At 67.0% G+C, this 24121-nt stretch carries 15 protein-coding genes; 8 read left to right on the top strand and 7 right to left on the bottom strand.

Annotated features, from left to right (window positions below; translation table 11 throughout):
• Nucleotides 1-77: 77 nt before the first annotated feature.
• Together DAT35_RS26805 and DAT35_RS26800 are read left to right on the top strand one after the other, a co-directional pair.
• Nucleotides 78-1019, top strand: a complete 942-nt coding sequence (locus DAT35_RS26805; protein WP_146209896.1) for a DUF2381 family protein — start codon at nt 78-80, stop codon at nt 1017-1019.
• 11 nt (nt 1020-1030) lie between these two features.
• Nucleotides 1031-1522, top strand: a complete 492-nt coding sequence (locus DAT35_RS26800) for a serine/threonine protein kinase (protein WP_108070103.1) — start codon at nt 1031-1033, stop codon at nt 1520-1522.
• A 367-nt stretch (nt 1523-1889) separates the two neighbouring features.
• On the opposite strand, the gene DAT35_RS26795 is transcribed toward DAT35_RS26800, so the two are convergent.
• Complete coding sequence (locus DAT35_RS26795; protein WP_146209895.1) at nt 1890-2495, bottom strand: hypothetical protein; 606 nt, start codon at nt 2493-2495, stop codon at nt 1890-1892.
• 212 nt (nt 2496-2707) lie between these two features.
• Between DAT35_RS26795 and DAT35_RS26785 the strand changes: the two genes are divergently transcribed.
• The gene (locus tag DAT35_RS26785) at nt 2708-4936 is read left to right on the top strand and encodes an ATP-binding protein (protein WP_233261718.1); all 2229 of its coding nucleotides are present in this window, start codon (nt 2708-2710) and stop codon (nt 4934-4936) included.
• A gap of 17 nt (nt 4937-4953) precedes the next feature.
• Here DAT35_RS26785 and DAT35_RS26780 read toward each other — a convergent pair whose 3' ends face one another.
• Nucleotides 4954-6318 carry a sensor histidine kinase gene (locus DAT35_RS26780; RefSeq protein WP_233261717.1) on the bottom strand — a complete coding sequence of 455 codons (1365 nt, stop codon included), beginning with the start codon at nt 6316-6318 and terminating at the stop codon, nt 4954-4956.
• Between the two features lie 224 nt (nt 6319-6542).
• Between DAT35_RS26780 and DAT35_RS26775 the strand changes: the two genes are divergently transcribed.
• Genes DAT35_RS26775 through glgB form a run of 4 tightly spaced genes read left to right on the top strand, consistent with a single transcriptional unit; the run spans nt 6543 to nt 13749 of the window.
• Nucleotides 6543-8543, top strand: coding sequence for an alpha-1,4-glucan--maltose-1-phosphate maltosyltransferase (locus DAT35_RS26775; protein WP_108070095.1), 2001 nt, complete (start codon nt 6543-6545; stop codon nt 8541-8543).
• A gap of 15 nt (nt 8544-8558) precedes the next feature.
• Nucleotides 8559-10217, top strand: a complete 1659-nt coding sequence (gene treS, locus DAT35_RS26770) for a maltose alpha-D-glucosyltransferase (protein WP_108070093.1) — start codon at nt 8559-8561, stop codon at nt 10215-10217.
• Nucleotides 10214-11551: a phosphotransferase gene (locus DAT35_RS26765; protein ID WP_108070091.1), complete on the top strand. Its 1338-nt coding sequence runs from the start codon at nt 10214-10216 to the stop codon at nt 11549-11551. The genes treS and DAT35_RS26765 overlap by 4 nt, the downstream gene beginning before the upstream one ends.
• A complete protein-coding gene (gene glgB / locus DAT35_RS26760) occupies nt 11548-13749 on the top strand; it encodes a 1,4-alpha-glucan branching protein GlgB (protein ID WP_108070089.1) in 2202 nt (733 codons plus the stop codon). Before DAT35_RS26765 ends, glgB begins: the two co-directional genes overlap by 4 nt.
• Here glgB and DAT35_RS26755 read toward each other — a convergent pair.
• The 3 genes from DAT35_RS26755 to DAT35_RS26745 form a co-directional block, all read right to left on the bottom strand.
• Nucleotides 13736-15256, bottom strand: coding sequence for a hypothetical protein (locus DAT35_RS26755; protein ID WP_108070087.1), 1521 nt, complete (start codon nt 15254-15256; stop codon nt 13736-13738). The two genes, glgB and DAT35_RS26755, sit on opposite strands and share 14 nt — an antisense overlap.
• Before the next feature lie 32 nt (nt 15257-15288).
• Nucleotides 15289-16479, bottom strand: a complete 1191-nt coding sequence (locus DAT35_RS26750; protein WP_158501891.1) for a hypothetical protein — start codon at nt 16477-16479, stop codon at nt 15289-15291.
• An 89-nt stretch (nt 16480-16568) separates the two neighbouring features.
• Nucleotides 16569-16763 carry a hypothetical protein gene (locus DAT35_RS26745; protein WP_108070083.1) on the bottom strand — a complete coding sequence of 65 codons (195 nt, stop codon included), beginning with the start codon at nt 16761-16763 and terminating at the stop codon, nt 16569-16571.
• 215 nt (nt 16764-16978) lie between these two features.
• Here DAT35_RS26745 and DAT35_RS26740 point away from each other — a divergent pair, with 215 nt between their 5' ends.
• A complete protein-coding gene (locus tag DAT35_RS26740) occupies nt 16979-17473 on the top strand; it encodes a DoxX family protein (RefSeq protein ID WP_108070081.1) in 495 nt (164 codons plus the stop codon).
• A 58-nt stretch (nt 17474-17531) separates the two neighbouring features.
• Here DAT35_RS26740 and DAT35_RS26735 read toward each other — a convergent pair whose 3' ends face one another.
• On the bottom strand, nt 17532-19799 hold the full coding sequence (locus tag DAT35_RS26735) for an FAD-binding protein (protein ID WP_158501890.1): 2268 nt from the start codon (nt 19797-19799) through the stop codon (nt 17532-17534).
• A 163-nt stretch (nt 19800-19962) separates the two neighbouring features.
• A complete protein-coding gene (locus DAT35_RS26730) occupies nt 19963-24117 on the bottom strand; it encodes a protein kinase (protein ID WP_146209894.1) in 4155 nt (1384 codons plus the stop codon).
• Between the last annotated feature and the right edge of the window lie 4 nt (nt 24118-24121).

Here is a 24121-nt window from a genome sequence, read left to right as displayed (position 1 = left end):
CAGGGGAACATCTGCACGGGGATAGGGGCACGCTCGGCTGGTCGTCTGCAACCTGTTCTGGTAGGTTGTGCCGCGCCATGTGGAAACTCCTACTTCAGCGGTCTACCCTGCTTCTTGTGCTCGTGGCATCCGTAGCCGTTGCCAAGAATCGCGAGCCTAACGCGCGGAACGTCTACCTTCGGGACAATCCGAAGGACGAAGCGGAGCGGGTATACGTCACCGGGCAGGTGGTTACCGTGCTCCGGTTCCCGCAGCCATGTGACCCGGAGCGCACGAAGATGCTGGGCTGGGAAGGCCGCTTCGAGCCTGTGGAGTGTGCCGGGAAGTCGGTGCTCATCGTGCCGCTCCAGAACCTTGAACCCGAGGATCGCTTCCTCTTACTGGTGACGCTCGCGGACGGAAAGGAACTGCCCTTCACCGTAACGGCAAATGGGGAGAGGGAGTGGGAGCGGCCCGACCAACAAGTAAACGTGTTCCTTGATCCGGAAACCCGGGAAGCACTCCAAGCGCAGCTAAAAGACTCCCGAACTCGGGAGCAGTTTCTCGAGGAAGCAAACAGGCGTCATTGGAAGGAGGACACGGTAGATCACGCGCTCGCCAAACTCCTGACGAAAGGCTCGTTGAAGCTCACGCCGTTGCGTCCGCGTAAGCACTGGTATTTCAAGAACAAGGGAGCGACCATTGAGGCCACCGTACTCACTGGTAAGGCCAAAGCGGCCGTCTTGTTCCGTGTGACGAACAGTGACCCGACTACGCCTTGGAGCCTGGCAGACGCTCGCCTGTTGACCACGCGCCCAGGGGAGAAACCTCCCTTGTTGTTCAGCGAGGCGAAACCCTTTGCTCTGGAATCGAATCGGGCCGAGATTCCCCCAGGCTCATCCGGTTTTCTTGCCGTCGTCGTGGACAGTAGCGCATTCACTTCGCAAGAAGGTCCTTGCGACCTGACCGTGGAACTGTACCGGCATGACGGTCTGATGGAGGCCCATGTTCTTCTAGATCGTCAACTTGTCCGCGAGTAAGAGCATCGCTCATGCCTTCGACCAGAGCACTACTCCCGCTCGCGTTTGTGATCCTGCTTCTTGCACTCTCGGGCTGCCCTTCGGGGGGCGTGTACTTGCGACCAGACGGCGGCCCCGGACCGGAGAAGTGCCCGGAAGAAGCCCTCAAGACGATGCGGATTTTGCGGCTCCAAGTGGGGGATGCGGCTTCCGTGGAACTTGACGCGAACCAGACTGACACCAGCCCCATCACGCTTTATGACGGACCTGTCGAAAGTATGCTGAACACTGATCTCGGACCACTCGAATCCCCCACCCGACTTTACGGACGGGTGTGGACGGGTGGCCCTCAGGTCGTCATTCGGTACTACGAAGCGAAGCCACCGAACGGAGATACTCTCCAGATCTGCGCGGTTGCAAGGCTCGCGAAGGGTCAACTCAAGAAACTGCCCGAGTCAAAGCCTGGAACAGCCATGCTCGAATTTTCAGGGGCAGGGGTCTACATCGTGGATTCGTTCCGGTGAGTTCCTGCACCCACTGAGCCGACCCGAGGAATGAACGGGCTGACTGATTGAGCAATCAAGACTGGCGTCCGCAACTCAGCACTATTGATGACCCTATCGCTGACGATCACTGGTCCCACACCACGAAACAGGGAGAGACAAAGGTCTCCAGGATCGTAGTCGGCCGTCCGCAGCCACTTTCAGGTGAGGCGGATAGGGCTTGGTACTGCCCGCTCTCCATCGAGGGCTACCACCCCCCTGGCATCAAGTGCGTTATGGGTGTCGGCCCTGTTGATGCGCTCATGAATGCGATGACGCTCGTGCGGAGGTTCTTCGAGGAGCACTCCGATGTCACACCCAGGGAGGGAGAACCTCCCAGCCAGGACTCCTAATGCCGGATGGGCGGTCCGAACTCGGCGCGACAGTCATGCTCGGGCCGCCATTCTTCCGTCAATGCAGACACCAGCGAGTCGTGAACAAAGATGGAATAGATGGGCAGGTAGCGCTGCTCCTCGCTGAGTTCCCGAACCAGCATCTCCTTTGTGCCGTCACAAATGCGCCAGGCCAGGACCCTGCCTTCCCGGTTACTTGCTCCGGCCCACCGGTACACGGCCGGAAACGCCTGCTCCGGGCGCACCGGATGATGGGCGACGACCTCGACAAGTCCCTGAGAGACTGCTGCTCGCGCTGGGTAGAATGCGAAGTACGCCCTCGGGTGGTTGACCAGCTCCGTGAAGTCCGCCGGGCGCGTGGTGAAGAATCCGGGCAGGACGCGGATGGTCTCGAAATACCTCGGCTTCTCCGCGAGGTAGGTGTAGTGGATATAGACCAGCCCGCGCGGCGTGCTGACCTCGAGGACGTCTCCAAGCCGTGCCCGCTTGCGTCGCTTCGTCATTTCACCTCGCTGTGTACTCGATGGATTCGAGCACCTCCAGCCCCCGGCGTACTTCGGGTTGGAACGGGCAATGCTGTTGATGCGGTTCAGCAGCGTCATGTGCCGCGAAGGTTTCCGAACCGTTCCTCCCCTGCTCGCACAGCTGAGCACCGGGCAAGGGCGTGAACAGCAGAGACCACGCCGCGTGGAAGCAGCACCACTCCGGGTATTGGCGCTCCACCGAGGCCATACCGTATTCTTGCCGGGTGATCCCCGCTCAGGAGCCGCCTCGTTCTCCACCGGATGTTCACTCCTCGGCCGGTGAGCCGGCCATGAAGCCCGCGCCATTCCCCTGCGCGCGGGCCTCCCTGGCGAGATCGACGCTCCTCAAGATGGGGGGGCGCATCGCCGTGGTCATCGCCCTGACCACCATCTTCAGCTACCTCCACATCCTCCGCTCCATCCGCGCCGAGACCCTTGCGCATCTGGAGCAGCATGTCCTGGAGCGCAGCGAGCGCGAGCAGGCCCTGTTCCTCCTGGGCGAGGACAACCACGCCTTCCTCAAGAAGGCCCTGGAGGCGCGGATCAAGGCATGGCGCCAGGAGGACCCGAACCCTCGCTTCGACAGCCTGTTCACGCGCCTGCCCGACGGCTCCATCCGCAGTCGTCCCGAGAGCTTCGATGGCACGTTGATGCCGGGTGTCTTCATCCCCAGGGGCGTGGCCGCCGATACCGACCTCCGCCGCCGGGTCCTGGCCGCGTACGACGTGGCCGCCGAATACGGGCCTGCCTTCCACAGCCGCTTCTCGGACACCTACATCATGTTCATGGAGGGCGTCATGGTGGGGTACGCGCCAGAGATGCCCACCGTGAACCAGAAGATCGCGCCCGACTACCGGTTCTCCACCGCCGAGTACTTCGCCATCGCCCTGCCCGAGAACAACCCGCGGAGGCAGACGCTCTGGACCGGCATCTACCAGGGGACGATCAGCAAGAGTTGGATGGCCTCGGTGATCTCCCCGCTGGACATGGACGGCCGCCACATCGCGACGATCGGCCATGATGTCACGCTCACGGAGTTGCTCGAGCGCACCCACAACACGCACTACCTGCCCGGCACCTACAACATGCTCATCCGCGATGACGGCCAACTCATCGCCCACCCCCAGCTGAAGGTGGAAGGCACCTCCAGCGGCTACAACATCCTGAGTGCAGAACCCTCCGCCCAACTCGACTCCGGGGCCCGGCCGGAGCATCTGCGGCGCATCTTCGAGCGGATGAAGGAGCTCGAGCCCGGCCAGGTCGTGCTCGAGCTGCCGGAGTATGACGAGTACATCGCCGTGGCGCGGCTGAAAGGGCCGGGCTGGAACTACGTCACGGTCATGCCCCGGAGCCTGGTGAGCGCGACCGCCCTTGGCGCGGCGCGCTATGTGCTGTTGTTCGGCATGGCGTCGCTGCTGCTGGAGCTCGCCATCATGTACTGGGTGCTCAGGCAGCAGATCTCCCGCCCGCTGCTGGCCTTCACCCAGGCGACCGATCGGGTGGCCACCGGCGACTTCCAGGTCGGGCTGGACACCTCGCGCGATGATGAGCTGGGACGGCTGGCCAGCGCCTTCCGGTTGATGGCCGGAGAGGTCCAGCGCCGCGAGGTGACCCTGAAGCAGGTCAACGAGGGGCTGGAGCTCCGGGTCGAGGAGCGCACGCGCGAGCTGAAGGAGACCCACCGCAAGCTGGTCGAGACCGCACGAGAAGCCGGCAGGGCGGAGATCGCCACCAGCGTGCTGCACAACGTGGGCAACGTGCTCAACACCGTCCATACCTCGACGCTGCTGGCGCAGGAGCGGCTGGGCGCGCTGAAGCTCGAGCACATGGGCCGCCTGGTCGCCATGCTCGAGGAGCACCGGGGGGACCTCGCCACCTTCCTCACCCAGGACGAGCGCGGACAGCACGTGCTGCCCTTCCTGAAGGAACTGGGGCAGCACCTCCAGGACCAGCGCCAGGAGCTCCGCTCGCTGCTCGCGGATGCCAGCCGGTACACCGACCACATCGATTCCATCATCAAGCTGCAGCAGCGCTACGCCAAGGCCACCCTGATGCAGGAGCCGGTCGACCTGGCGGAGCTGGTGAAGGATGCCCTGCGCATCAACGCGGTCGCGCTGGGCCGCCATGCCGTGAGCGTGGAGCAGCACCTGTCGGCTCTGCCGCCCGTCATGACCGACAAGCACCGGCTGCTGAGCATCCTGGTCAACCTGATCAGCAACGCCAAGTACGCCATGGATGCGAAGCCCAAGGGAGAGCGGTGCCTGATGATGCGGCTGGAGCACTCCGAGGCGGATCACATCCGCCTCGAGGTTCGCGACAGTGGGGTGGGCATCTCACCGGAGCTGCTCACGCGCATCTTCCAGTATGGCTTCACCACCCGGGAGCAGGGGCACGGCTTCGGCCTGCACTCTAGTGCCCTGGCGGCTCAGGAGATGGGCGGCTCGCTCACGGCCCACAGCGAGGGGCCGGGCCGTGGGGCCACGTTCATCCTGGAGCTGCCCTTTCAGCCCGCCGCGTGAACAAGCAGCTCGCGGAGTCAGCCCTCCTGCCCGGTGTCTCCCGCCACGGGGAACTCCAGGATCAATCGCGCGCCACCCTCCTCCCGGTTCTCGGCCACCAGCGAGCCCCCGAACTGCTCCACCGTCTCCCGTGAGAGGGCCAATCCCAGGCCCGTGCCCTTCTCGGGGTCCTTGGTGGTGAAGAAGGTCTCGAAGAGGTGGGGCAGCACGTGCGGCGGAAAACCCGGGCCGTTGTCCTCCACCCGCAGCACCACCCGCGTGCCCTCCCTCGTGCCGGTGATGCGGACCTCGGAGCCGTCCCGGCCACCCGCCTCCAGCGAATCCCCCGCGTTCACCAGCAGGTTGAGCAGCACCTGCGCCAGCCGCCGCCGCACCGCGTGCACCGGGGGCAGGTCCTCCGGGATGTCCACCTCCAGCCGAGCCACGTGCTTGAGTCTCAGCCGCGCAATCCTCGCCGCGTCGCTCACCACGTCCGCCAGCGCGCACTCGGTGGGCTCCTCCGCGTCCATGCGCGAGAAACCCCGGAGGTCCGCGATGATCTGCCGCACGCGCTCCACCCCGGCCCGCGTCTCCTGGAACACCTCGGCGAGCTCCTCCCGCGGCACCTGGGACCCGGACAGCACCTCGCGCTCCAGGTAGTCGAGATTGGCGCCGATGAAAGCCACCGGGTTGTTGATCTCATGCATCACGCTCGCGGCGAGCTGGCCGATGGTGGCCAGCTTCTCGGAATGGACCCGGCGGCTCTCGCTGATGGCCAGCGTCTCGAGAGCTTCGCGGCGCGCGCGCTCCAGCCGGCCCTCGTTCTCCGCGAGCTGGGCCTTGCGGAACTGCTGGACTCCGTACGCGCCGATGAGCGCCACCGTCACCACCACGCCGGCCCACTGGAGCACTGCGAAGAGCGGGCGCCCCTCCACCCACAGCAGGCCCGCCGAGCCCACGCCACACAGCACCCCGGAGACGCTCGCCGCGGTCCAGTCCAGCGGATAGAGCAGGCACACGATGAGCGGGATGCACGGGAAGAAGTGGAAGTACGTGCTCCCGGTGGCGCCCGTGACGAGCACCAGCGCGGTGAAGGACAGGCTGGCGATCGCGCTCTGGAAGGCCGTGTGGAGGCGCACCGAGGACTCGGAGCGCTCATCCAGCAGCAGCGCGGAGGCCACCATCCCCAGCGCCCAGGTGAGGCGGATGGCGAGTGTCCAGCCGCTGTGTCCCACCGCGAGCACGTCCAGCGAGTACTGGGACAGGACTCCCGCGGCGAACAGGAGCAACATCTTCCGGCGGGGACCCGACCGCTCGGGTGGCGTCGGGAGGGCCCGGACGCTGGAGCGGGAGACGGGGAGCCGGAGCATGGAGGGCACCTCGACGGCGGGAAACACTCCCATTCTACCCCGTCCCTCTCGGCCCTGCGTTCCTCCGTCTGCCTGCTCGCACGGTTCGAGCACCGGGCAAGGGAGCGGCCCTGACTGACCGGTGTGCACCGTGCGGAGCCATTCCTAACGTTCAACGGCCGACAGGCCGGACGCCTTGAGCGTCCTGCATCAACCCATGGTGAAAGACAGCGCCGGAGCATCGCGGCGCGGGGACCTATAAGGGGCCGCCTGCATTTATGAGCGAGCGAATCGGAAGCACGGTCATCGAGAACGTCCGGCCGGAGCTGGACGCGGGCCGCTGGCCGGTCAAGCGAGTCGAGGGAGACACCCTCACCGTCAAGGCCGACGTCTTCAAGGAAGGCCACGACGTCCTGGTGGCCGTGGTGCGCTGGAGGCAATCCGCGCCGAAGGAGCAGGCAACGCAGTGGACCGAGACTCCCATGGTCGCCCGGGGCAACGACCTGTGGGAGGCCGGGTTCCCGCTGGCTCGCAACGGCCGCTACGAGTTCACGGTGGAGGCCTGGCCGGACCTCTTCGCCACGTGGGTGTCCGAGATCAAACGCAAGGTGGACGTGGGCCGCGACGTGCGCAGCGAATTGCTCGAGGGCGCCGCCATGCTCCGCGCCCACGCCGAGCGCGCCCAGAAGGCCGGCAGCCCCGAGGACGCCCGCAGGCTCACCGAGGCCGCCGCCCTCTTCGACAAGGGCATGACGCCCAACGCCATTGCTGCCGCGATGGATCCGGGGCTCGCGCAGGTGGCGTCGAAGTACCCGGATCGCTCCATCGCCACCCGGTACGACCGCGTGGTCGAGGTGTTCGTGGACCGGGAGAAGGCACGCTCCGGCTCCTGGTACGAGTTCTTCCCCCGCTCGGCGCTGCGTGACGGCCGCACCCATGCCACCTTCCGGGACGCGGAGAAGTGGCTCCCCTATGTGCAGTCCATGGGCTTCGACATCATCTACCTGCCGCCCATCCACCCCATCGGCCGCACGGCGCGCAAGGGCAAGAACAACAGCCTCACCGCGGGCCCGGAGGACGTGGGCAGCCCCTGGGCCATCGGCGGCCCCGAGGGCGGCCACAAGGCGGTGAACCCCCGGCTCGGCACGATGGAGGACTTCCGCACCTTCCTCATCGCCTCCAACGCGTTGGGCATCGAGATCGCCCTGGATCTGGCCTTCCAATGCTCGCCGGATCACCCCTACGTGAAGGAGCACCCGGAGTGGTTCCTCCACCGGCCGGATGGCACCATCAAGACGGCCGAGAACCCGCCCAAGCGCTACGAGGACATCGTCAACTTCGACTGGATGGGCCCCGGACGCGCCACGCTGTGGCCGGAGCTCAAGTCGGTGGTGATGCACTGGGTGGACCAGGGCGTGCGCATCTTCCGCGTGGACAACCCGCACACCAAGCCGCTCCAGTTCTGGGCCTGGCTCATCCGCGAGGTGCACACCGTCCGGCCGGACATCGTCTTCCTGTCCGAGGCCTTCACCCGTCCCAAGGTGATGAAGGCCCTGGCCAAGGCGGGCTTCCAGCAGTCGTACACCTACTTCACCTGGCGCAACTTCAAGCAGGAGATGGAGGAGTACCTCACGGAGCTCACCACCCCGCCCGTGTCCGAGTTCATGCGCGGCAACCTCTGGCCGAACACGCCGGACATCCTCCCCGAGTTCCTCCAGCGCAGCGGGCCCGGTGGCTTCCGGTTGCGCGCCGCCATGGCCGCCACGCTCTCCAGCGTCTGGGGCATGTATTGCGGCTATGAGCTGTGCGAGGGCACTCCCATCAAGCCCGGCAAGGAGGAGTACCTCGACTCGGAGAAGTACGAGCTCAAGGCGTGGGATCTGGATCGGCCGGGCAACATCCGCGGCTACATCTCCCGGCTCAACGCCATCCGCCGCGAGCACCGCGCCTTCCAGCTCTACGACAACCTGAGCTTCCACCGGGCCGACAACGACCAGGTGATGTTCTACCTGAAGCGCACGCCGGACGGCTCGGGCCAGGTACTGGTGGCGGTGAGCTTCGATCCGTTCAACCCCCAGGAGTCCGTGCTGCACGTTCCCCTGGCCGAGCTGGGCATCCAGCCGGACGAGACGTTCCAGGTCCACGAGCTGATGAAGGACACGCGGAGCCTCTGGCAGGGGCCCACCGCGCACGTGCGGCTCACTCCCGAGCAACCCGCCGCCATCTGGGCGGTGTACCGTTTCCGCCGCAGCGAACAGGCGTTCGATTACTACGAATGAGAACCCCCAGCCCTTATGACCCGGACGGATCCGCTCTGGTACAAGAAGGCAGTCATCTACGAATTGCACATCCGCGCGTTCTATGACTCGAACGCGGATGGGCACGGGGACATCCCTGGCCTCATCGAGAAGCTGCCGTACCTGCAGGACCTGGGCGTCACGTGCCTGTGGATCCTGCCGCACTACCCCTCGCCGCTGAAGGATGACGGCTACGACATCGCCGACTACTACGCGGTGCACCCGGACTACGGGACGCTCGCGGACTTCCAGCGGCTGGTGGACGAGGCCCACAAGCGAGACATCCGCATCCTCAGCGAGCTCGTGGTCAACCACACCAGCGATCAGCACGCCTGGTTCCAGGAGGCCCGGAGCGATCCCAAGAGTCCCAAGCGCGACTACTACGTCTGGAGCGACACGGACGACAAATACAAGGGCGCCCGCATCATCTTCCTGGACACCGAGCGCTCCAACTGGACGTGGGACCCCGTCGCCAAGCAGTACTTCTGGCACCGCTTCTTCAGCCACCAGCCGGACCTCAACTACGACAACCCCGAGGTCCAGGAAGCCATGCTCAATGTCATGCGCTTCTGGCTGAACATGGGCGTGGATGGCTTCCGCTGTGACGCCGTGCCCTACCTCTTCGAGCGCGAGGGCACCAACTGCGAGAACCTCCCGGAGACGCACGCCTTCCTCAAGCGTCTGCGCAAGACGATCGACGCCGAGTACCAGGACAAGATGCTGCTGGCCGAGGCCAACCAGTGGCCCGCCGACGTGCGCGTCTACTTCGGCGACGGCGACGAGTTCCACATGGGCTTCCACTTCCCGGTGATGCCCCGCCTCTTCATGGCGCTGCGCAAGGAGGACCGCACGCCCATCGTGGAAATCCTGGATCAGACGCCGGAGATCCCCGAGACGAGCCAGTGGGCCATCTTCCTGCGCAACCACGACGAGCTGACGCTGGAGATGGTGACGGACGAGGACCGGGACTACATGTACCGGGAGTACGCCACGGATCCGCGGATGCGCATCAACCTGGGCATCCGGCGCCGGCTGGCCCCGCTGATGGACAACGGCCGGCGGCGGATTGAGTTGATGCACAGCCTGCTGTTCACCCTGCCGGGCACTCCCGTCCTCTACTACGGGGATGAGATCGGCATGGGGGACAACATCTACCTGGGCGATCGCAACGGCGTGCGCACCCCCATGCAGTGGACGCCGGACCGCAACGCGGGCTTCTCCAAGGCGGACTACGCGCGCCTGTACGCCCCCATCATCGCGGACCCCGTCTACGGCTACCAGAGCATCAGCGTGGAGGCCCAGGAGCGCACCCGCTCCTCGCTGCTCAACTGGATGAAGCGCTTCCTCCGCGTGCGCCAGCGCTACCCCGCCTTCGCCATGGGGAAGCTGCGCTGGCTCAACCCGGACAACCGCAAGGTGCTCGCCTTCGTGCGCGAGTACCAGGGGCAGACCATCCTCATCGTCTGCAACCTCTCGCGCTTCGCGCAGCCGGCGGTGGTGGATCTGCGCGACTTCGAGGGACAGGTGCCCGTGGAGCTCATCGGCGAGACGCCCTTCCCTCGCATCTCCGGCATGCCGTACCAGCTCACGCTGGGCCCCTACATGTTCCTGTGGTTCCGCCTCGAGAAGCTCGCCCCAGGGAGAGGAATGCCGTGACGACGCCGATCGATCTGACCAAGCTGCCGGACTACCTTCGCAACCAGCGCTGGTTCGCGGGTAAGGCCTGGCCCATCAAGTCGGTGCAGCCGGTGGACCATGTCCCCCTGCCGCTACCCGGTGGGCGCTCCTTCACGCTCGCCGTGGTGGAGGTCGTCTACGACTTCGGCCACCCGGCTCGCTACCTGGTGCCCGTGATCTCCACGAGCGAGGGCATCCAGGATGCCTTCGACGATGTGGAGGTGCTCCGCGTCCTCTTCGGGATCGTCCGCGAGAAGCGCGAGATTCCCACGGCCTCGGGCAAGCTCGTGGGCGAGTGGCTGGACACCCCCGAGGGGAGGATCGCCCTGCCCTCGCCCGTGCCGGTGCGGCGGCTTCAAGTGGAGCAGAGCAACACCTCGGTGGTGGTCGCCGAGAAGGTCATCCTCAAGGTCATCCGCAAGCTCGAGCCCGGCATCAACCCCGAGTACGAGGTGGGCCGCTACCTGGCGACCCGGACTTCCTTCCGGGCCACCCCCACCCTGCTCGGGTCCTTGCAGTCGGAGGGGCCCGCGGGCTCCACCCTGGCGGTGGCGCACCGCTACATCCCCAACGCCACCGATGGCTGGCGCTACACGCTGGACCACTTCCGGCGCGACTCCCGGCTGACGGAGCCCTTCCTCGGGGAGCTCCGCGTCCTGGGCCAGCGGCTGGGCGAGCTGCACCTCGCGTTCGCCTCCAGCACGGATGATCCGGCCTTCACTCCGGAGCCCCTCCTCACCGAGGATCTCCAGCGCTGGAGCGCCTCCATCGTGGGGGAGCTGGGCGTCACCCTCAATGACGCCCTGGGCCAGTTCCCCGAGCTGGAGGGCCGCCGCGAGGCCCTCATCGGCATCGCGAAACGGCTCGCGCAGGTTTCCCCCTCGGGGCAGAAAATCCGCATTCACGGAGATCTGCACCTCGGACAGGTGCTCCGGGCGGAGGAGAACTGGCTCATCTTCGACTTCGAGGGGGAGCCGGGCCGCAGCTTCACCCAGCGGCGGGAGAAGTACTCGCCACTGCGGGACGTCGCGGGAATGTTGCGATCCTTCGACTATGCGGAGGCCACGGTGCAGCTGGAGGGCCAGCCCCCCGGCGAGCGCGTGCAACCGGCACGCCGCTCCTTCCTGGAAGGCTACCGCACCACCACCCGCGGAGCCGCCTTCCTTCCCCAGGACGACGCGACCTTCAACGTGATGCTTGACGCCTTCGAGCTGGAGAAGATGCTCTATGAAGTGCGCTACGAGCTGCAGAACCGCCCGGACTGGGTGCGCATCCCCGTCCAGGCCCTCATGAAGATGGAGGTTCGCAAGTGAAGAAGCCGATGGATCGGCAGCAGGTGGATGCGGAGCTGCAGCAGGCGGTGGAGCTGAGACACCCCGAGCCACACCGCGTGCTGGGCATCCACCCGGATGGGGACGGCATGGTGATCCGGACGTTCCGCCCGGACGCGATCTCCATCCACGTGCTGCCGGAGTTCGGCGGGCGCATCCCGATGAAGCACCGGCTGGGAGGCGTCTTCGAGGCACGGATCAACGGCAAGACGGAGCCCTTCGGCTACCTGCTGGAGGTCGAGTACGCGGGCCACAAGGTCTTCACGCTGAGGGATCCGTACAGCTTCCTGCCCACGCTGGGCGAGATGGACCTGTACTTCGCGGGCGAGGGCCGGCACGAGCAACTGTGGAAGCGCATGGGGGGCCACCCCACGCACCACCAGGGCATCAGCGGCGTGGCCTTCGCGGTCTGGGCGCCCACGGCCGCGGGCGTGTCCGTGGTGGGTGACTTCAACAGCTGGGACGGCCGGCTGCATGCCATGCGGCGCATGGGGGCCTCGGGCATCTGGGAGCTGTTCCTCCCCGAGGCCGGCGAGGGCGCGCGCTACAAGTTCGAGATCCGCCCGGGCCACGGCGGGCCACCCCTCTTGAAGTCGGATCCCTTCGCCTTCCGCACCGAGGTGCCTCCGGCCACGGCCTCGGTGGTGCACGACCTGAACCACTTCCAGTGGACGGACGAGAAGTGGTTGACGGAGCGCGCCTCGAAGGACGTGGACCGCCAGCCGTGGTCCGTCTACGAGGTGCACCTGGCCTCGTGGCGGCGCGTGGTGGAGGACGGGGACAGGCCCCTCACCTACCGGGAGCTGGCGCACGCGCTCGTGGATTACGTGAAGCAGGCGGGCTTCACCCACGTGGAGCTGATGCCCGTGTCGGAGCACCCCTTCGGCGGCTCCTGGGGCTACCAGGTGGGCAACTACTACGCACCCACCGCGCGCTTCGGACACCCGGATGACTTCCGCTACTTCGTCAACCACATGCACGAGCAGGGCATCGGCGTGCTCCTGGACTGGGTGCCCGGACACTTCCCCCGGGACGCGCACGCGCTCGGCCGGTTCGACGGCACGGCGCTGTACGAGCACGCGGATCCACGCCAGGGCACGCAGCCGGATTGGGGCACCTACGTCTTCAACTTCGGCCGCAACGAGGTGCGCAACTTCCTCATCGCCAACGCGCTCTTCTGGCTCGACGAGTACCACATCGACGGCCTGCGCGTGGACGCGGTGGCGTCCATGCTCTACCTCGACTACAGCCGCAAGCACGGCGAGTGGATTCCCAACCGGTGGGGCGGCCGCGAGAACGAGGAGGCCATCTCCTTCCTGCGCGAGCTCAACGACACCGTGCGCCGCAAGTTCCCCGGCGCGGTGATGGTCGCCGAGGAATCCACGGCGTGGCCCAAGGTGAGCCAGCCCACCAGCGAGGGCGGGCTCGGCTTCCACTTCAAGTGGAACATGGGCTGGATGCACGACACGCTGACGTACTTCTCGAAGGATGCCGTCTACCGTCAGTACCACCACAACCAGCTCACCTTCGGCCTGCTGTATGCCTTCAGCGAGCACTTCACGCTGCCGCTGAGCCATGACGAGGTGGTGCACGGCAAGGGCTCGCTGTACGGGAAGATGCCGGGAGACGCGTGGCAGAAGCGGGCCAACCTCCGGGCGCTGCTGGCGTGGATGTGGGCGCACCCGGGCAAGAAGCTGCTCTTCATGGGCGGCGAGTTCGGTCAGCCTTCCGAGTGGAGCAACGATCGGAGCCTGGACTGGCACCTGTTGGATGATTCAGGCCACCGGGGCATCCAGCAGGTGGTGGCGGACATGAACAAGATCTACCGGAGCCACCCGGCGCTCTACGACGCGGATGGTGAGCCCCTGGGCTTCCAGTGGCTGCAACCGGACTCGGCGGCAGCCAACGTGCTCGCCTTCGTGCGCAGGGCGCACCAGCCGGGAGGCCACGTGGTGTGCGTCGCCAACCTGTCGCCCGTGCCTCGTGAGGGCTACCGCGTCGGCTTCCCCCGGCACGGCAGCTACGTGGAGCTGCTGAATACGGACTCGAAGGAATACGGCGGCTCCGGCATCGGCAACCTGGGGCGTATCCACACCGAGCCGTATGGGTGGGACGGCCAGGATGCGTCGGCCGCGCTGACCCTGCCCCCGCTGTCCGTGCTGTGGTTCACCCCGGGGTGAGAAGCGGTTCACGTCCGGGGCGCTGACCCGTCCGCTGCTCGCGGACGGAGCCTCGGATGGTTGCCTCCGCCTCGCGGAGCGCTTGGAGGGCCGTGGTGACATCCTCGGCCCCATCCACCTGGCCGAGGGCCGTGTTGAAGGTCCGGCCCACTCGCGTCTGGCCCACGAGTCCCTCGAGGAAGCGGGGCACGCCGGCCGTCACCGAGAATGCCGGCTCCGGATTGGCGATCCGCATCTTCACCGGCACGAGCCTGATCGTTCCCGTGTGCCGGGGCTCCTGGTTCAGCATCACGCTGCACTGAGCCTCCACCAATGCGCTCAACTCCGCCGTGGCCTCCCGCGGCAGAGCGAGCGTCGACGTGAGGGCCACGGTCAGCTTCTCTCCGAGCGCCCGCACGTCATGGAGCCAGTGCGAGCGCGGAAACCGTGCGCGCAGGGCCTCGGCCGTGTCCCAGAGGAAGCGGCGTTCCAGCTCTCCCCCGCTCCCGTCGTTCCGGCCGAGCCACTCCAGGCGATCGATCACGAAGGCCAGGAACGTGCGGATCTGCTGAAGACAGTGCAGCACCTCGCACCCGACGAAGATCCGGGAGCCCGCCAGGTCCACCGACTCGGGCAGCTTGCCCGAAGTGGAGATCAATCCGATGAAGGGCCCTCCAAGAACGACGGGGGTCTCCAGGTCGAGGAAGCGGCCATCCGCGGTGAAGTTGTTGTGGAAGGAGCCCCAGTAGACGCCCGCCTGGAAGAACCGCTCGAAGTGGTGGACCAGCCGCTCGATGGCGCGCTCCAGGCGTTCCGCGAGCGCATCGGGGGTGACGTCGCCAGGGCGCACCTCGGGCTGGGAGGGGCCTCCCAGGTACCGGGTCATCCGCAGGAACAACTCGATCATGAAGGGGGCGCCCCCCCGCCACTGAGAGAACGCCCAGACGAAGTTGGACAGGCGCGCGAACCCCGCATCCTTGACGGTGATCGCCTGAAGCCGCCGATCCGCCGGGGCGAGGTGGCACGGGTCGAGGCCAGGAAAGATCGACTCGACGTAGCGCTCGGCGTCGGGTGGCAACGGCGCGAGGAGCAGGCCCTCGCACACGACGAGGGAGTCACCCGCGCCCAGCTCCTCCAGGTAACAGCTCACGAGGTACTCCCTCGCGGCGGCGGAGGGGAGCAGGTGCCCGCTGCTGTGGTAGCGATCCGTCGGGTGGCACCAGTTCGCCGCGAGCGGGGTGCGGCCCACCCCCTTCAGGTACTTGCCGGAGTAGAAGCCCGCTCGGCCCGAGCCCAGCCGGAGGGAGATGTTGCCGTCCGCGTTGGTCTGAAGGTCCGAGTACAGGAGCTCCGTTTCGGGCTCTGGCCGCGCCGAGAACCCGAAGGGGCCGATGCGCCCCAGGTCCACCTGGACGGCGCACCCGGCATGGATCGCATGCAACGCGGTGAACCCGGCGGGTGCGACCGGAACGGGAACGGCCCAGGGATCTGTCAGGTGGCTCGGTGGATTCTTGCAGGCCGGGGACAAGATCGACTCCTTCGTGTGCTCCAGGTTCTTCGCTAGTTCAGGACGAAGAGGTCTCGTGGCTCATCTCTCACGGGACGAACGCGCTCGGCCCCCTCGATGAGCCGCAACACCTCCTCGTGCTCCTCACGCCGGAGCGCACGTGAAAGGGTCTGCCGGACCTCCGCGGCCAGACCATCGAAGGCCGTCGCCGAGACGCGCTGGAGGACGTAGTAGCGCAGGCTCTCGCGAGGGGTGGAGACTTCCGGCATCAGCGGGATGACGTTCGCGTTGACGAAGCGGAAGTCAGGCGGGCGCTCCCTCGGGCTTTCGGGAGGCTCGTTCCGGGCCCGGGACGAAAGTCCGCTGTCGGAGTCCTCCTTGATCTTGGCGAACATCACCAGCCCCAACTCGTGGATCAGACGCTGCTTCCATGGCGCGTCGATGGAGACGGGCGCGGTCAGCTCGCGGGGGTCGTAGGAAATCTCCTCGGCGGCCAGGTAGGACATCCACAGCCGGGTGTACTCGCGCTGCCTGGCGCCGTAGCTCAGCTCATGTGAGAGCCATTTGAGGAGCCGCGGGCTCCTGCGCAGGTCCCTCACATCGAAGCCCTCGAAGACGCCCGAGCAGTAGAACCGGGCGAGGTCGTTGAAGAACCCGGGGCGCTGCGCGTTCCAGTCCGGGCAGAACCGGCGATATTCGGAGACGTAGCGCTCATGGTAGTTGACCGTGAGGTTCACGAGCGTCGTTCCGATCGGTATCTGTTCGGCGAGGTTGAAGGTCGAGAGGTACCAGTAATCAAGCCCGACCGTCGCGGCGGCCTCTGTCAGGAGCTGGCAGAAGACGAAATCCTCGATGTTGTCGCGAAGGATGGGGCCGGTATCGAACCGGGTCCAGGGGGCCAGCATGGCGATGGCCTCCGCGGACCAGCAGTGCAGGTAGTCGTGCACGGCGAACAGCACTTCCCGGACCAGGTGGTCACCTTCGTTGTAGTCCCGGGCGGAACCGTGCGGATCGGCGAGCCAGCGCGAGAAGGCCGAGTTGCTCGCGTAGAAAACGGACCGAAGGAAGGGGTTGAAGCCCGCCAGGGTCACCGGAAGGACGCGCTCGTAGTGCCAACGCTGATCGATCGCGCGCGGCGCGAAGCGCACCAGGGGATCCGAGAGCATCTGGCGAACGAGCGGGAGTCGCGTGAGCGATTCGGGATGTGGCTCGGAAGGAACGAGTACGGGGGAGGCGCTGAGCATGACGGTGGACCTGCGGGTGCGGGACGGCGGCGCGGTGAAGCACCGCCGTCCCTGGTGCTTGGGTGAAGCCCCCTCCAACACCGGAGCGATTACTCCGCCTCGCCCTTGTTGTTGGCGCTGTCTTCCAGCTTCACCGAGGCATCGGCAACGGGCCGGGCGAAACCGCCCGTGACTGAGGCCAGGTCCTCGAGGGTCAACTGCTTCTTCTCCAGCGCCTGCGCCCGCTCCTCCGTCGACTGCTGCTCATCCCGCCGCTGAGACTGCTGCTCCTTGATGCGCTTCATCGTTTGGCTCCTCGGTGATGGGCCGCGGTGTCATCGCGACCTCTGCCAGGAGCTACGTCGTTGCCTTTTGTATGGATTTTCGAGCCGCTGCACATCGGACACTCCGGAGGACTCGGAGTGGCGCACGGGCGCTCGCTTCCCCGCCTGAGGCTTCATTGCCGCTGGGGGCGCGGATGCGGACGGTGTCTGGAGCACACCGTACACGGAGGGACACGATGGCCACGGCCACCATGACGATTCTCGAGGGGAAGTTGGCGAATCAGTCGGCGCTTCCCCTCCGCGCCACGCTCGGCTCGACGATGATCTACCACGGCGTCTCCAAGCTGAAGCACGAGGGCCTGGAGCAGACGGCTCAGTTCTTCGACCACGTCGGCATCAAGCCCGGCCGGCCCTGGGCCCTGGCGACAGGGGTGACCGAGACCGTGGCGGGCATCCTCACCTTCCTAGGGATCGGCACCCGCGTGGCCGCCCTCTCCATCCTCGTGACGCAGACCATGGCCATCGCGAAGGTGCACGCCAAGAAGGGGTTCGACGCCCAGAAGGGCGGCTACGAGTTCAACCTGTCCTTGATCGCTGGAGCGCTCGCGTTGCTGCTGGGCGGCCCCGGTACCGTGTCTGCCCACCATGCCGTCCGGCCCCAGCTGGGCCGCGGCCTGTGGCGCCGCCGGAGGATCAGTCCGCTCGGCCGGCTCGCGCTGCTCCTCGCATAGCCTCGGAGGCTCCGCCCGTGTGTCATCACCCGGACACGAGCGGAGCCTTCATTCGCGTCTAGGCCCTGGCGCTCTCCACGGGTCTCGGCCCGGGAACTCCTCGAGTCGTCGTGGAGTCATCGGTCTCATCCGAGCGACCACGGATCCAATCGCTCAGCCCGAAGACCCACTGGAGGACGACGAGCGAGAGATACAACCGGCCTCGTCGCACCCGCCGCTGGGTGGCGACCCTGAGGGCCGCGGTCTTCTTTCGCACCCCGCTCCTCTGCTCCGCGACGATGCTCGCGACCTGTAACTCCGGAGCCGGAGCCGCGAGACCCAGGTGCTCCTTCCAGTACGTGGTCAGGAAGAGGTCCTGTGGATCCATGCGCCGCCGGAGCTCCAGGAACCGATCCCACATGGGGTATTGCGAGCGCAGGTAGTCGGCCCCCGCCTTCGAGCCCGGTGGCGGCAGGTACTTGCCCCAGTGCGCGCGGAAGTCGATCCCCGCCTCGCGCAGCAGGTTCCAGAACCGTTCGAAGAACGCCTCGCGGGTCTTCCTGTCCGCGGCCGCCCGGAACCAGAACACGTCCAGCCGGATGGAGTCTCTCCCATAGCTGGGGCTCATCCAGAAGGGGCTCCTGCAACCCGGGTAGACCTCGAAGGCGTACGCGCCGGTGCGGTTCATTCCCTGGGCGTCCGTCAATGCCTCCGTCTCATCGGACCTGGGATTGAAGTACTCCTGGAGGAGCGCCATCACCTTGTCGGCCTGGGTGATGTCGATGAAAAGCTCGGAGAAGACCGTCGGCATCTGCCTGTCCGAGATCTGATCATCCATGGGCAGAGCCCGGAACCAGAAGTCCTGGAACGTCTCCTCACCGTCGCGCAGGAAGAGGTTCAGGACCCGGCGCACCAGCTTCTCGGTGCGACCCTCGAAGGGCAGTCCGTCCTCCGCGATGAAGTTGAAGAACGGATTGATGAAGAGCCATTGGAGGACGCGCGGGACCGAGACGAAGGGCCTGCGCTTGAAGCGCTTGCGGAAGCTCAGTCGCGGCGTGTGTGCTTCCTCGTCGCGATGCGCCGCCCAGAGCTCCACCTTGTCGACGCCCTTCTGGGGCCACCAGAGCAACCGGGTATAGGTGTCTCCTCCGTCGTTCTTCTCGCAATAGCTCTTCAGCCCCTTCACCCCCGCGTCGAACAGCGCGATGGAGCACTTCCCGGTCCCGCTGGTGACCTGCTTGCCCACGATGGCGTAGCGGGGCTCGCACTGGAAGGTGACCGCGGAGATGACGCCCAGCAGCCCCATGGAGACTCCCACGGCGTAGAACGGATTGTTCTGCGCGTCGTCCGGGTCATCGGGGTTGGGCGCCAGGTCATAGACTTCGCCGGTGCCATCGATGATGCGAAGGCCCACGATGGCCTCGCCCAGGTCGTGATGGAGCGTGCCCCCCATCGACCCCGTAGACATGAAGCCCGCAACGGTCTGGTGGGAGATCCCCCCGAGGTCGGGCAGTGCCCACCCCCGCTGGTCGAGCTGCCACAGGAGGCTGTTCTTCTTGTTCGACAGGGGATCGTGCGGATCCACGCCCAGGTGGCATCCACCCTGGACGGTGACACGCCTCCGCACGTCGTCCCACGCGATGATGTGGTTGTACCGATCGAGCTGCACGTTGATGTGCTGCGCGCCCTTGTCGGTATGGGTGCCCTGGCGAGGCCTGCAGTGCCCCGAGCCTCGAACCCGGAGTTGCACACCGTACGCCCGGGCCTTCTTGACGAGCTGGATGATCTCCCCCTCCGTCCGGGGATGCTCGAAACGGGGATCCACGGGCGGGTGGAGATGGTCGATGATTCGGAGCTGGAGCCGGAAGCCCAGGGTCGCGCCAGCCAACAGCAGGAAGGCCGCGATCGCATAGATGAGCGTCTCGGACGCGGGCGCCCCCCGCTGGAGGCTGTCGATGATGAGCACGCTCTCGAGCGCGAAGAACGTCAGCTCCGCCAGGTTGGCGAAGCCGATGATCAGCGGCGCCCGGTGGAGCGTGGCCCGGCTGAACCCGAAGAGGGTGTGGAGCGCCGCGATGGTGATGGCGGCGAAGAAGGGCACCTCGATGTAGTGGAAGGCCCAGATGCACCCGGGGCTCGCGCACGTGGTGAAGACCCTGAAGCCAAACAGCACCGGGTGCGCCAGGGCCACGCTGGACAGGAGTACTGCCGCCAGGGTCATCCCCCCGTAGAAACGCGCTCGCGTCCGTAGCAATCGCCACTCCGCCTCGTCGGCGCCATTCGAGCCAGCGGGCTCGAGCACCGGGGAGGGCTGCGTCACAGGCCAGAGGGGTGACGTTTTGGACATGGCGGATGACTCACGAAAGGTGGGTCCTTCGTCTGGTGGCATGTCAGGCTCCAACGGGGAATATTCGAGTCCCGAGCAGGGGAAGCTCGAACGCCCGAGGCATCGCGCCAGGAACCCGGCACGCACCTCAGGGCGGTTCCAATGAGGTTGGAGTCCGTGATGTCTAGATGTGACCGGCCTCCCAGGGCGCGGCGGACAGGAGCTCGTCGATGGCGGGTTCCTCGGCGTGCTCCTCCTGAAGCCTGCCGAGCACCACCCGGGCCACCCGGAGCTCGGGTGAATCGAGGCCTGGCGGCAGGGCCTCGAGAAGCTTCGCCAGAAGACGCTGCGCCTCCCGGCTCCGTCCCTGCTCGAGCAGCAGGTGACACAGGCTCAGCGTGGCCCGGACCTCGATGCACCGGCTCCCGGAGCGCCGGGCAATCCGTATCGCCTCGTGGAACTCCGTGAGGGCCCTGGCGGCCTCGCCATCGCGCAGCAGCAGCTCGCCCCTCAACCGGTGCAGCTCGCAATCCTCCAGGTGCTGTCCGGTCCGCTCGCCCCACGCCAGCCCTTCCGACACCGTGGCCAGGCCCTCGGGAATCAGCCCCAGCCTCAGGCGCGCATCCGCCAGCATGCACAGGAAATCGGGCCAGCCCACCTCCGCTCCCGCCTGCCTCAGGCGATCGAGATCCCGCACCATCATCTCGTAGCCCTCCCGCTGCTGACCCAACAGCACGAGCGCCCATCCGCGCAGCACGGGAGCCCACCCCTCCCAGGTCGGGAACAGCCCCTGATCGAAGATGGCGAGGGCCGCGTCGGCCGCTTCCAGCATGCGGCGAGCATCGAACCGGACCCAATGGATCAACGCGGCCGCTTCGATCGTCAGCAGTGATGTGTAGGGATGGGCCAGACGCTCGGCGCGCCGCAGGGCCATGTCCATGAGCTGCAGCCCTCGCTGCTGCTCGCAGCGGATGGTCAGGGTCAGGGCCTCGTAGGCCTGGGCCATCGCCAGCGGCTCGGTCTCGAGCACGCCGAGCGGCCCCGGCTCCAGCTCCGCTTCCGCGCTCCCGTGGGCCACGGCCGCGCTGAACAGCTCCTGGGCCTCCACCACCTCCCCTTGCAGCAGGTGGAGCGAGCCTCCCATCAGCTGACCCACCACCAGGAGCTGCCGCACCTGGAAGCGCTGCCCCAGGGAGACGATCTGCTCCGCGAGCTTGCTCGCCAGCGGGAAGTTCAACTTCATCAGGTTCTTGATGTAGAGGCTCCTGCACGCGGCGATGAGGACGGGCCCATCGCTCACGTCCTGGAACAGCTCCGGGATGCGGGCGTAGAGCTGCTCCACCTCGGGCGCCGAGTAGCTCCGGGCGGCGATCAGCGCCTCGCCCAGGGGTACCATCAGCCGGAGCTCCTCCTCGACCCGCCGGGCCGCTCCCGGTAGAAGCCTGAACAACCGGAGCGCCTGCTCCAGGTGGCCCACGGACTCCTCGAAGGCGGAGCGCCGCAGGGCCAATTCCCCCGCCTGCGCCCAGAAGCGGATGGCGGGTTCCAGCTCCCCGGCCTGGGTGTAGTGGTGGGCGATCAGCTCGGGCGGGGCCGGAGTGGCCGTCGGCGGTGGGTGTTCGAGCAGGTGGGCGACACAATGGTGGTACTGCCGCCGCTGCGGCTTGAGCAGGGTTTCGTAGGCCGCCTCCTGGATGAGGGTGTGCCGGAACTCGTAGCGGGGCTCCGGTTCATGCTCCTGGCGTAGGAGCAGCCCCGCGTCGATCAGCTCCTCGAGCTCCCGCTCCAGCTGGGTGCCGTTCCGCTTCGAAAGGGTGGCGAGCTGCCCCAGCGTGAAGCTCCGGCCAAGCACCGATCCCTTCCACGCGAGCTCCTTCTGCTCCTGGGGAAGGGGATCCAACCGGGCCAGGAGCAGCTCCTGCAAGGTGACGGGGAGCGAGCCCGCCATGAACAGCGCGCCGCCCGGCGGAGCCTGGGTGAGCACCATGCGCGTCAACTCCTCGACGAAGAGGGGATTGCCCTCCGTCCGCCGCACCAGCAGCTCGAGCGTCTCCGGTGGCAGCCCGGGCCCGTTCGCGGTGAGCCGCCGCACCATCTCGGCGGTCTCCTCCGCCCCGAGCCGGTCGAGCAGGATCTGCACGAAGCCGGGGTGCTCGGACCAGGAGAGGCGCAACTCGGGGCGCGTACTCAACAACAGGCACAGCCGCACCATCTCGATGCGCTCTCCCAGGAGCGTGAGCAGCCGCAGGGTGGAGGGATCGGCCCAGTGCAAATCCTCCAGGACCAGCAGCACCGGTCCCGGTCCCCTCTTCCCTGGCAGCCTCGCGGGAAGCCGCAGCAGGAGCGTGACCAGCATCTCCAGGGTCCGCTCCCGCTGCTGCTCGGGTGTCAGCAACAAGGGAGGCAGCCCCTCGCGAGGAGGCAGATCCAGGAGCTGTCCGAGCAGCTGAGGGCCCTCGGGCGCGGGTATGTCGAGCGCCTCGAACACCTCGTCCAGGCGGGACCACCTCGCCGCGGGCGTGGACGCCGGATCCAGCTCCAGCAGGTGCACCACCCACTCGAGCACCGGGTGGAAGGCGCTGCGGCTGAGCTGGGGCCAGCACTGGCCGGACACGCAGAGCGCCCCGTCCCGCCTGGCGAGCGCGCACAACTCCTGGACGAGCCGGGATTTTCCGATGCCCGCCTCGCCGCGCAGCAGCAGCATGGAGCCATGTCCCCTGCGGGTGCCCACCCACCTCGTCAGGAGCTGGCACAGCTCATGGTTCCGGCCCACCAGCGGCGTGAGGCCCCGGGCGCGCGCCCGCTCGAAGCGGGTGGTCTCTGGCCGCTCGCTCAGCAGCCGGTGGACCTCCATCGGGACCGAGCCCAGCGACGAGTGGAAGTCCTGCTGGCCCAGGGACTCCGTGACGAAGTTGCCTCGCGCTCCCTGCCAGGTGTTCTCGCTGAGGCTCGCGGTGTTCTCGGCCGCCTGCTCCGCGAGCCAGGCCGCCAACCGGGGTGCCTCCCCCTGGATGGAGATCCCCTTTGCTCCGGCCTGAGAGGGCACGTCCAGCACCACCAGATCCGTGTGCACGCCCACGTGCACCGTGAGCTCGAACCGGGAGGCCTGTGGCAGCTCCTCCGCCAGCCGTGTCAGCGCGAGCGCGGCGCGCACCGCGGACAGGACGTCATCCTCCCGGATCAGGGGATAGCCGAAGCAGCCCAGCACCTGGTCTCCCATGCGCAACGCCACCCAGCCCCCATGCCGCTCGATGACGCGCGAACAGGCCACATGGAAGGCCGCCTGGAGCTCGCTCAAGTCCTCGGGATCGATGGACGCCAGGTGCCCCGAGAACCGACAGCACACCAGCGTCACCTGGCGGCGGTGGGGGATGAGCCGCGCGGGGGGCACCTCGGCGGACGGGGCCAGGCTCCACTCCAGCACCCGCAACCGCTCGTGCATCTCGAGCGCGCTCTGGAAGCGCCGGGAGGGATCCTTGGCCAGCGCCCGTGCCAGGAACCGGTCCACCTGCTCGGGGAGATCCGGGCGGAGCGCGCGCACCGAGGGGACGGGCTCGTCCGAGAGCACCCGGGCGCGCAGGACCTGGAGATCTCCCGAGGGATGGGGCCGCTTCCCCGTGAGCATCTCGTACAGCAGCAGCCCGGCCGCCCAGATGTCGGTACGTATGTCCTGCGGCTGTCCCCGCCACTGCTCTGGAGCCATGAACGCGGGAGTCCCTGAACGTGGCAGCTCGTCCCCCTCGGAGAGGGCGGGCCGCGCCAGTCCGAAGTCGAGCAGCTTCACCCTCCCGTTCGGGAGGATGAACACGTTGCTGGGTTTGAGATCGCGGTGGATGATCCCTCGCGAGTGCGCATGCGCCAGCCCGGCCGTGATGTCGCCGAGGATGCGCAGGGCGCGCAGGGGCTCCAGCGGTCCGCGCCGCAGCAGCTCGTCGAGCGGCTGCCCCTCCAGGTACTCCATGATGAGGAAGGGAGCGCCCCTCCACTCGGAGACATCGAAGATGCGGACGATGTTGTCGTGATCGAGCTGAGCAACCAGCCGGGCCTCTTCCTGGAGCAGCCGATCCAACAGCTCCGGGGTGAACTCCCGGCCCGGGGAGATGAACTTGAGCGCCACCACGCGCTGCAGCACCTCGTCATGGGCGCGGACGACCAGCCCCATGCCTCCCCTGCCGAGCCTCCCGAGCACCTCGAACCGCCTGCCATCCCTCCCCCCGAGCCGCGTTCCTGGCTCGGGAAAGATCGGGACGGGAGTGAACTCGAGCACTTCGCGGAGGAAGGAGTCTCCGGAATCCGACCCTGGTCTGGAGCCAGGGCCACCCTCATCGCGCCGGGTCATGATG

It is taken from the genome of Vitiosangium sp. GDMCC 1.1324 (genome assembly GCF_003044305.1).
Classification (GTDB): Bacteria; Myxococcota; Myxococcia; order Myxococcales; family Myxococcaceae; genus Archangium.
Note: the sequence above shows the minus strand (reverse complement) of the source record. Positions and strands in the feature narration are given on the sequence as shown.

Coding starts and splice junctions, on each gene's coding strand:
- DAT35_RS26805 (WP_146209896.1), top strand. CDS start 78: ATGTGGAAACTCCTACTTCAGCGGTCTACCCTGCTTCTTGTGCTCGTG.
- DAT35_RS26800 (WP_108070103.1), top strand. CDS start 1,031: ATGCCTTCGACCAGAGCACTACTCCCGCTCGCGTTTGTGATCCTGCTT.
- DAT35_RS26795 (WP_146209895.1), bottom strand. CDS start 2,495: ATGACGCTGCTGAACCGCATCAACAGCATTGCCCGTTCCAACCCGAAG.
- DAT35_RS26785 (WP_233261718.1), top strand. CDS start 2,708: ATGAAGCCCGCGCCATTCCCCTGCGCGCGGGCCTCCCTGGCGAGATCG.
- DAT35_RS26780 (WP_233261717.1), bottom strand. CDS start 6,318: ATGGGAGTGTTTCCCGCCGTCGAGGTGCCCTCCATGCTCCGGCTCCCC.
- DAT35_RS26775 (WP_108070095.1), top strand. CDS start 6,543: ATGAGCGAGCGAATCGGAAGCACGGTCATCGAGAACGTCCGGCCGGAG.
- treS (WP_108070093.1), top strand. CDS start 8,559: ATGACCCGGACGGATCCGCTCTGGTACAAGAAGGCAGTCATCTACGAA.
- DAT35_RS26750 (WP_158501891.1), bottom strand. CDS start 16,479: ATGCTCAGCGCCTCCCCCGTACTCGTTCCTTCCGAGCCACATCCCGAA.
- DAT35_RS26745 (WP_108070083.1), bottom strand. CDS start 16,763: ATGAAGCGCATCAAGGAGCAGCAGTCTCAGCGGCGGGATGAGCAGCAG.
- DAT35_RS26740 (WP_108070081.1), top strand. CDS start 16,979: ATGGCCACGGCCACCATGACGATTCTCGAGGGGAAGTTGGCGAATCAG.
- DAT35_RS26735 (WP_158501890.1), bottom strand. CDS start 19,799: ATGTCCAAAACGTCACCCCTCTGGCCTGTGACGCAGCCCTCCCCGGTG.
- DAT35_RS26730 (WP_146209894.1), bottom strand. CDS start 24,117: ATGACCCGGCGCGATGAGGGTGGCCCTGGCTCCAGACCAGGGTCGGAT.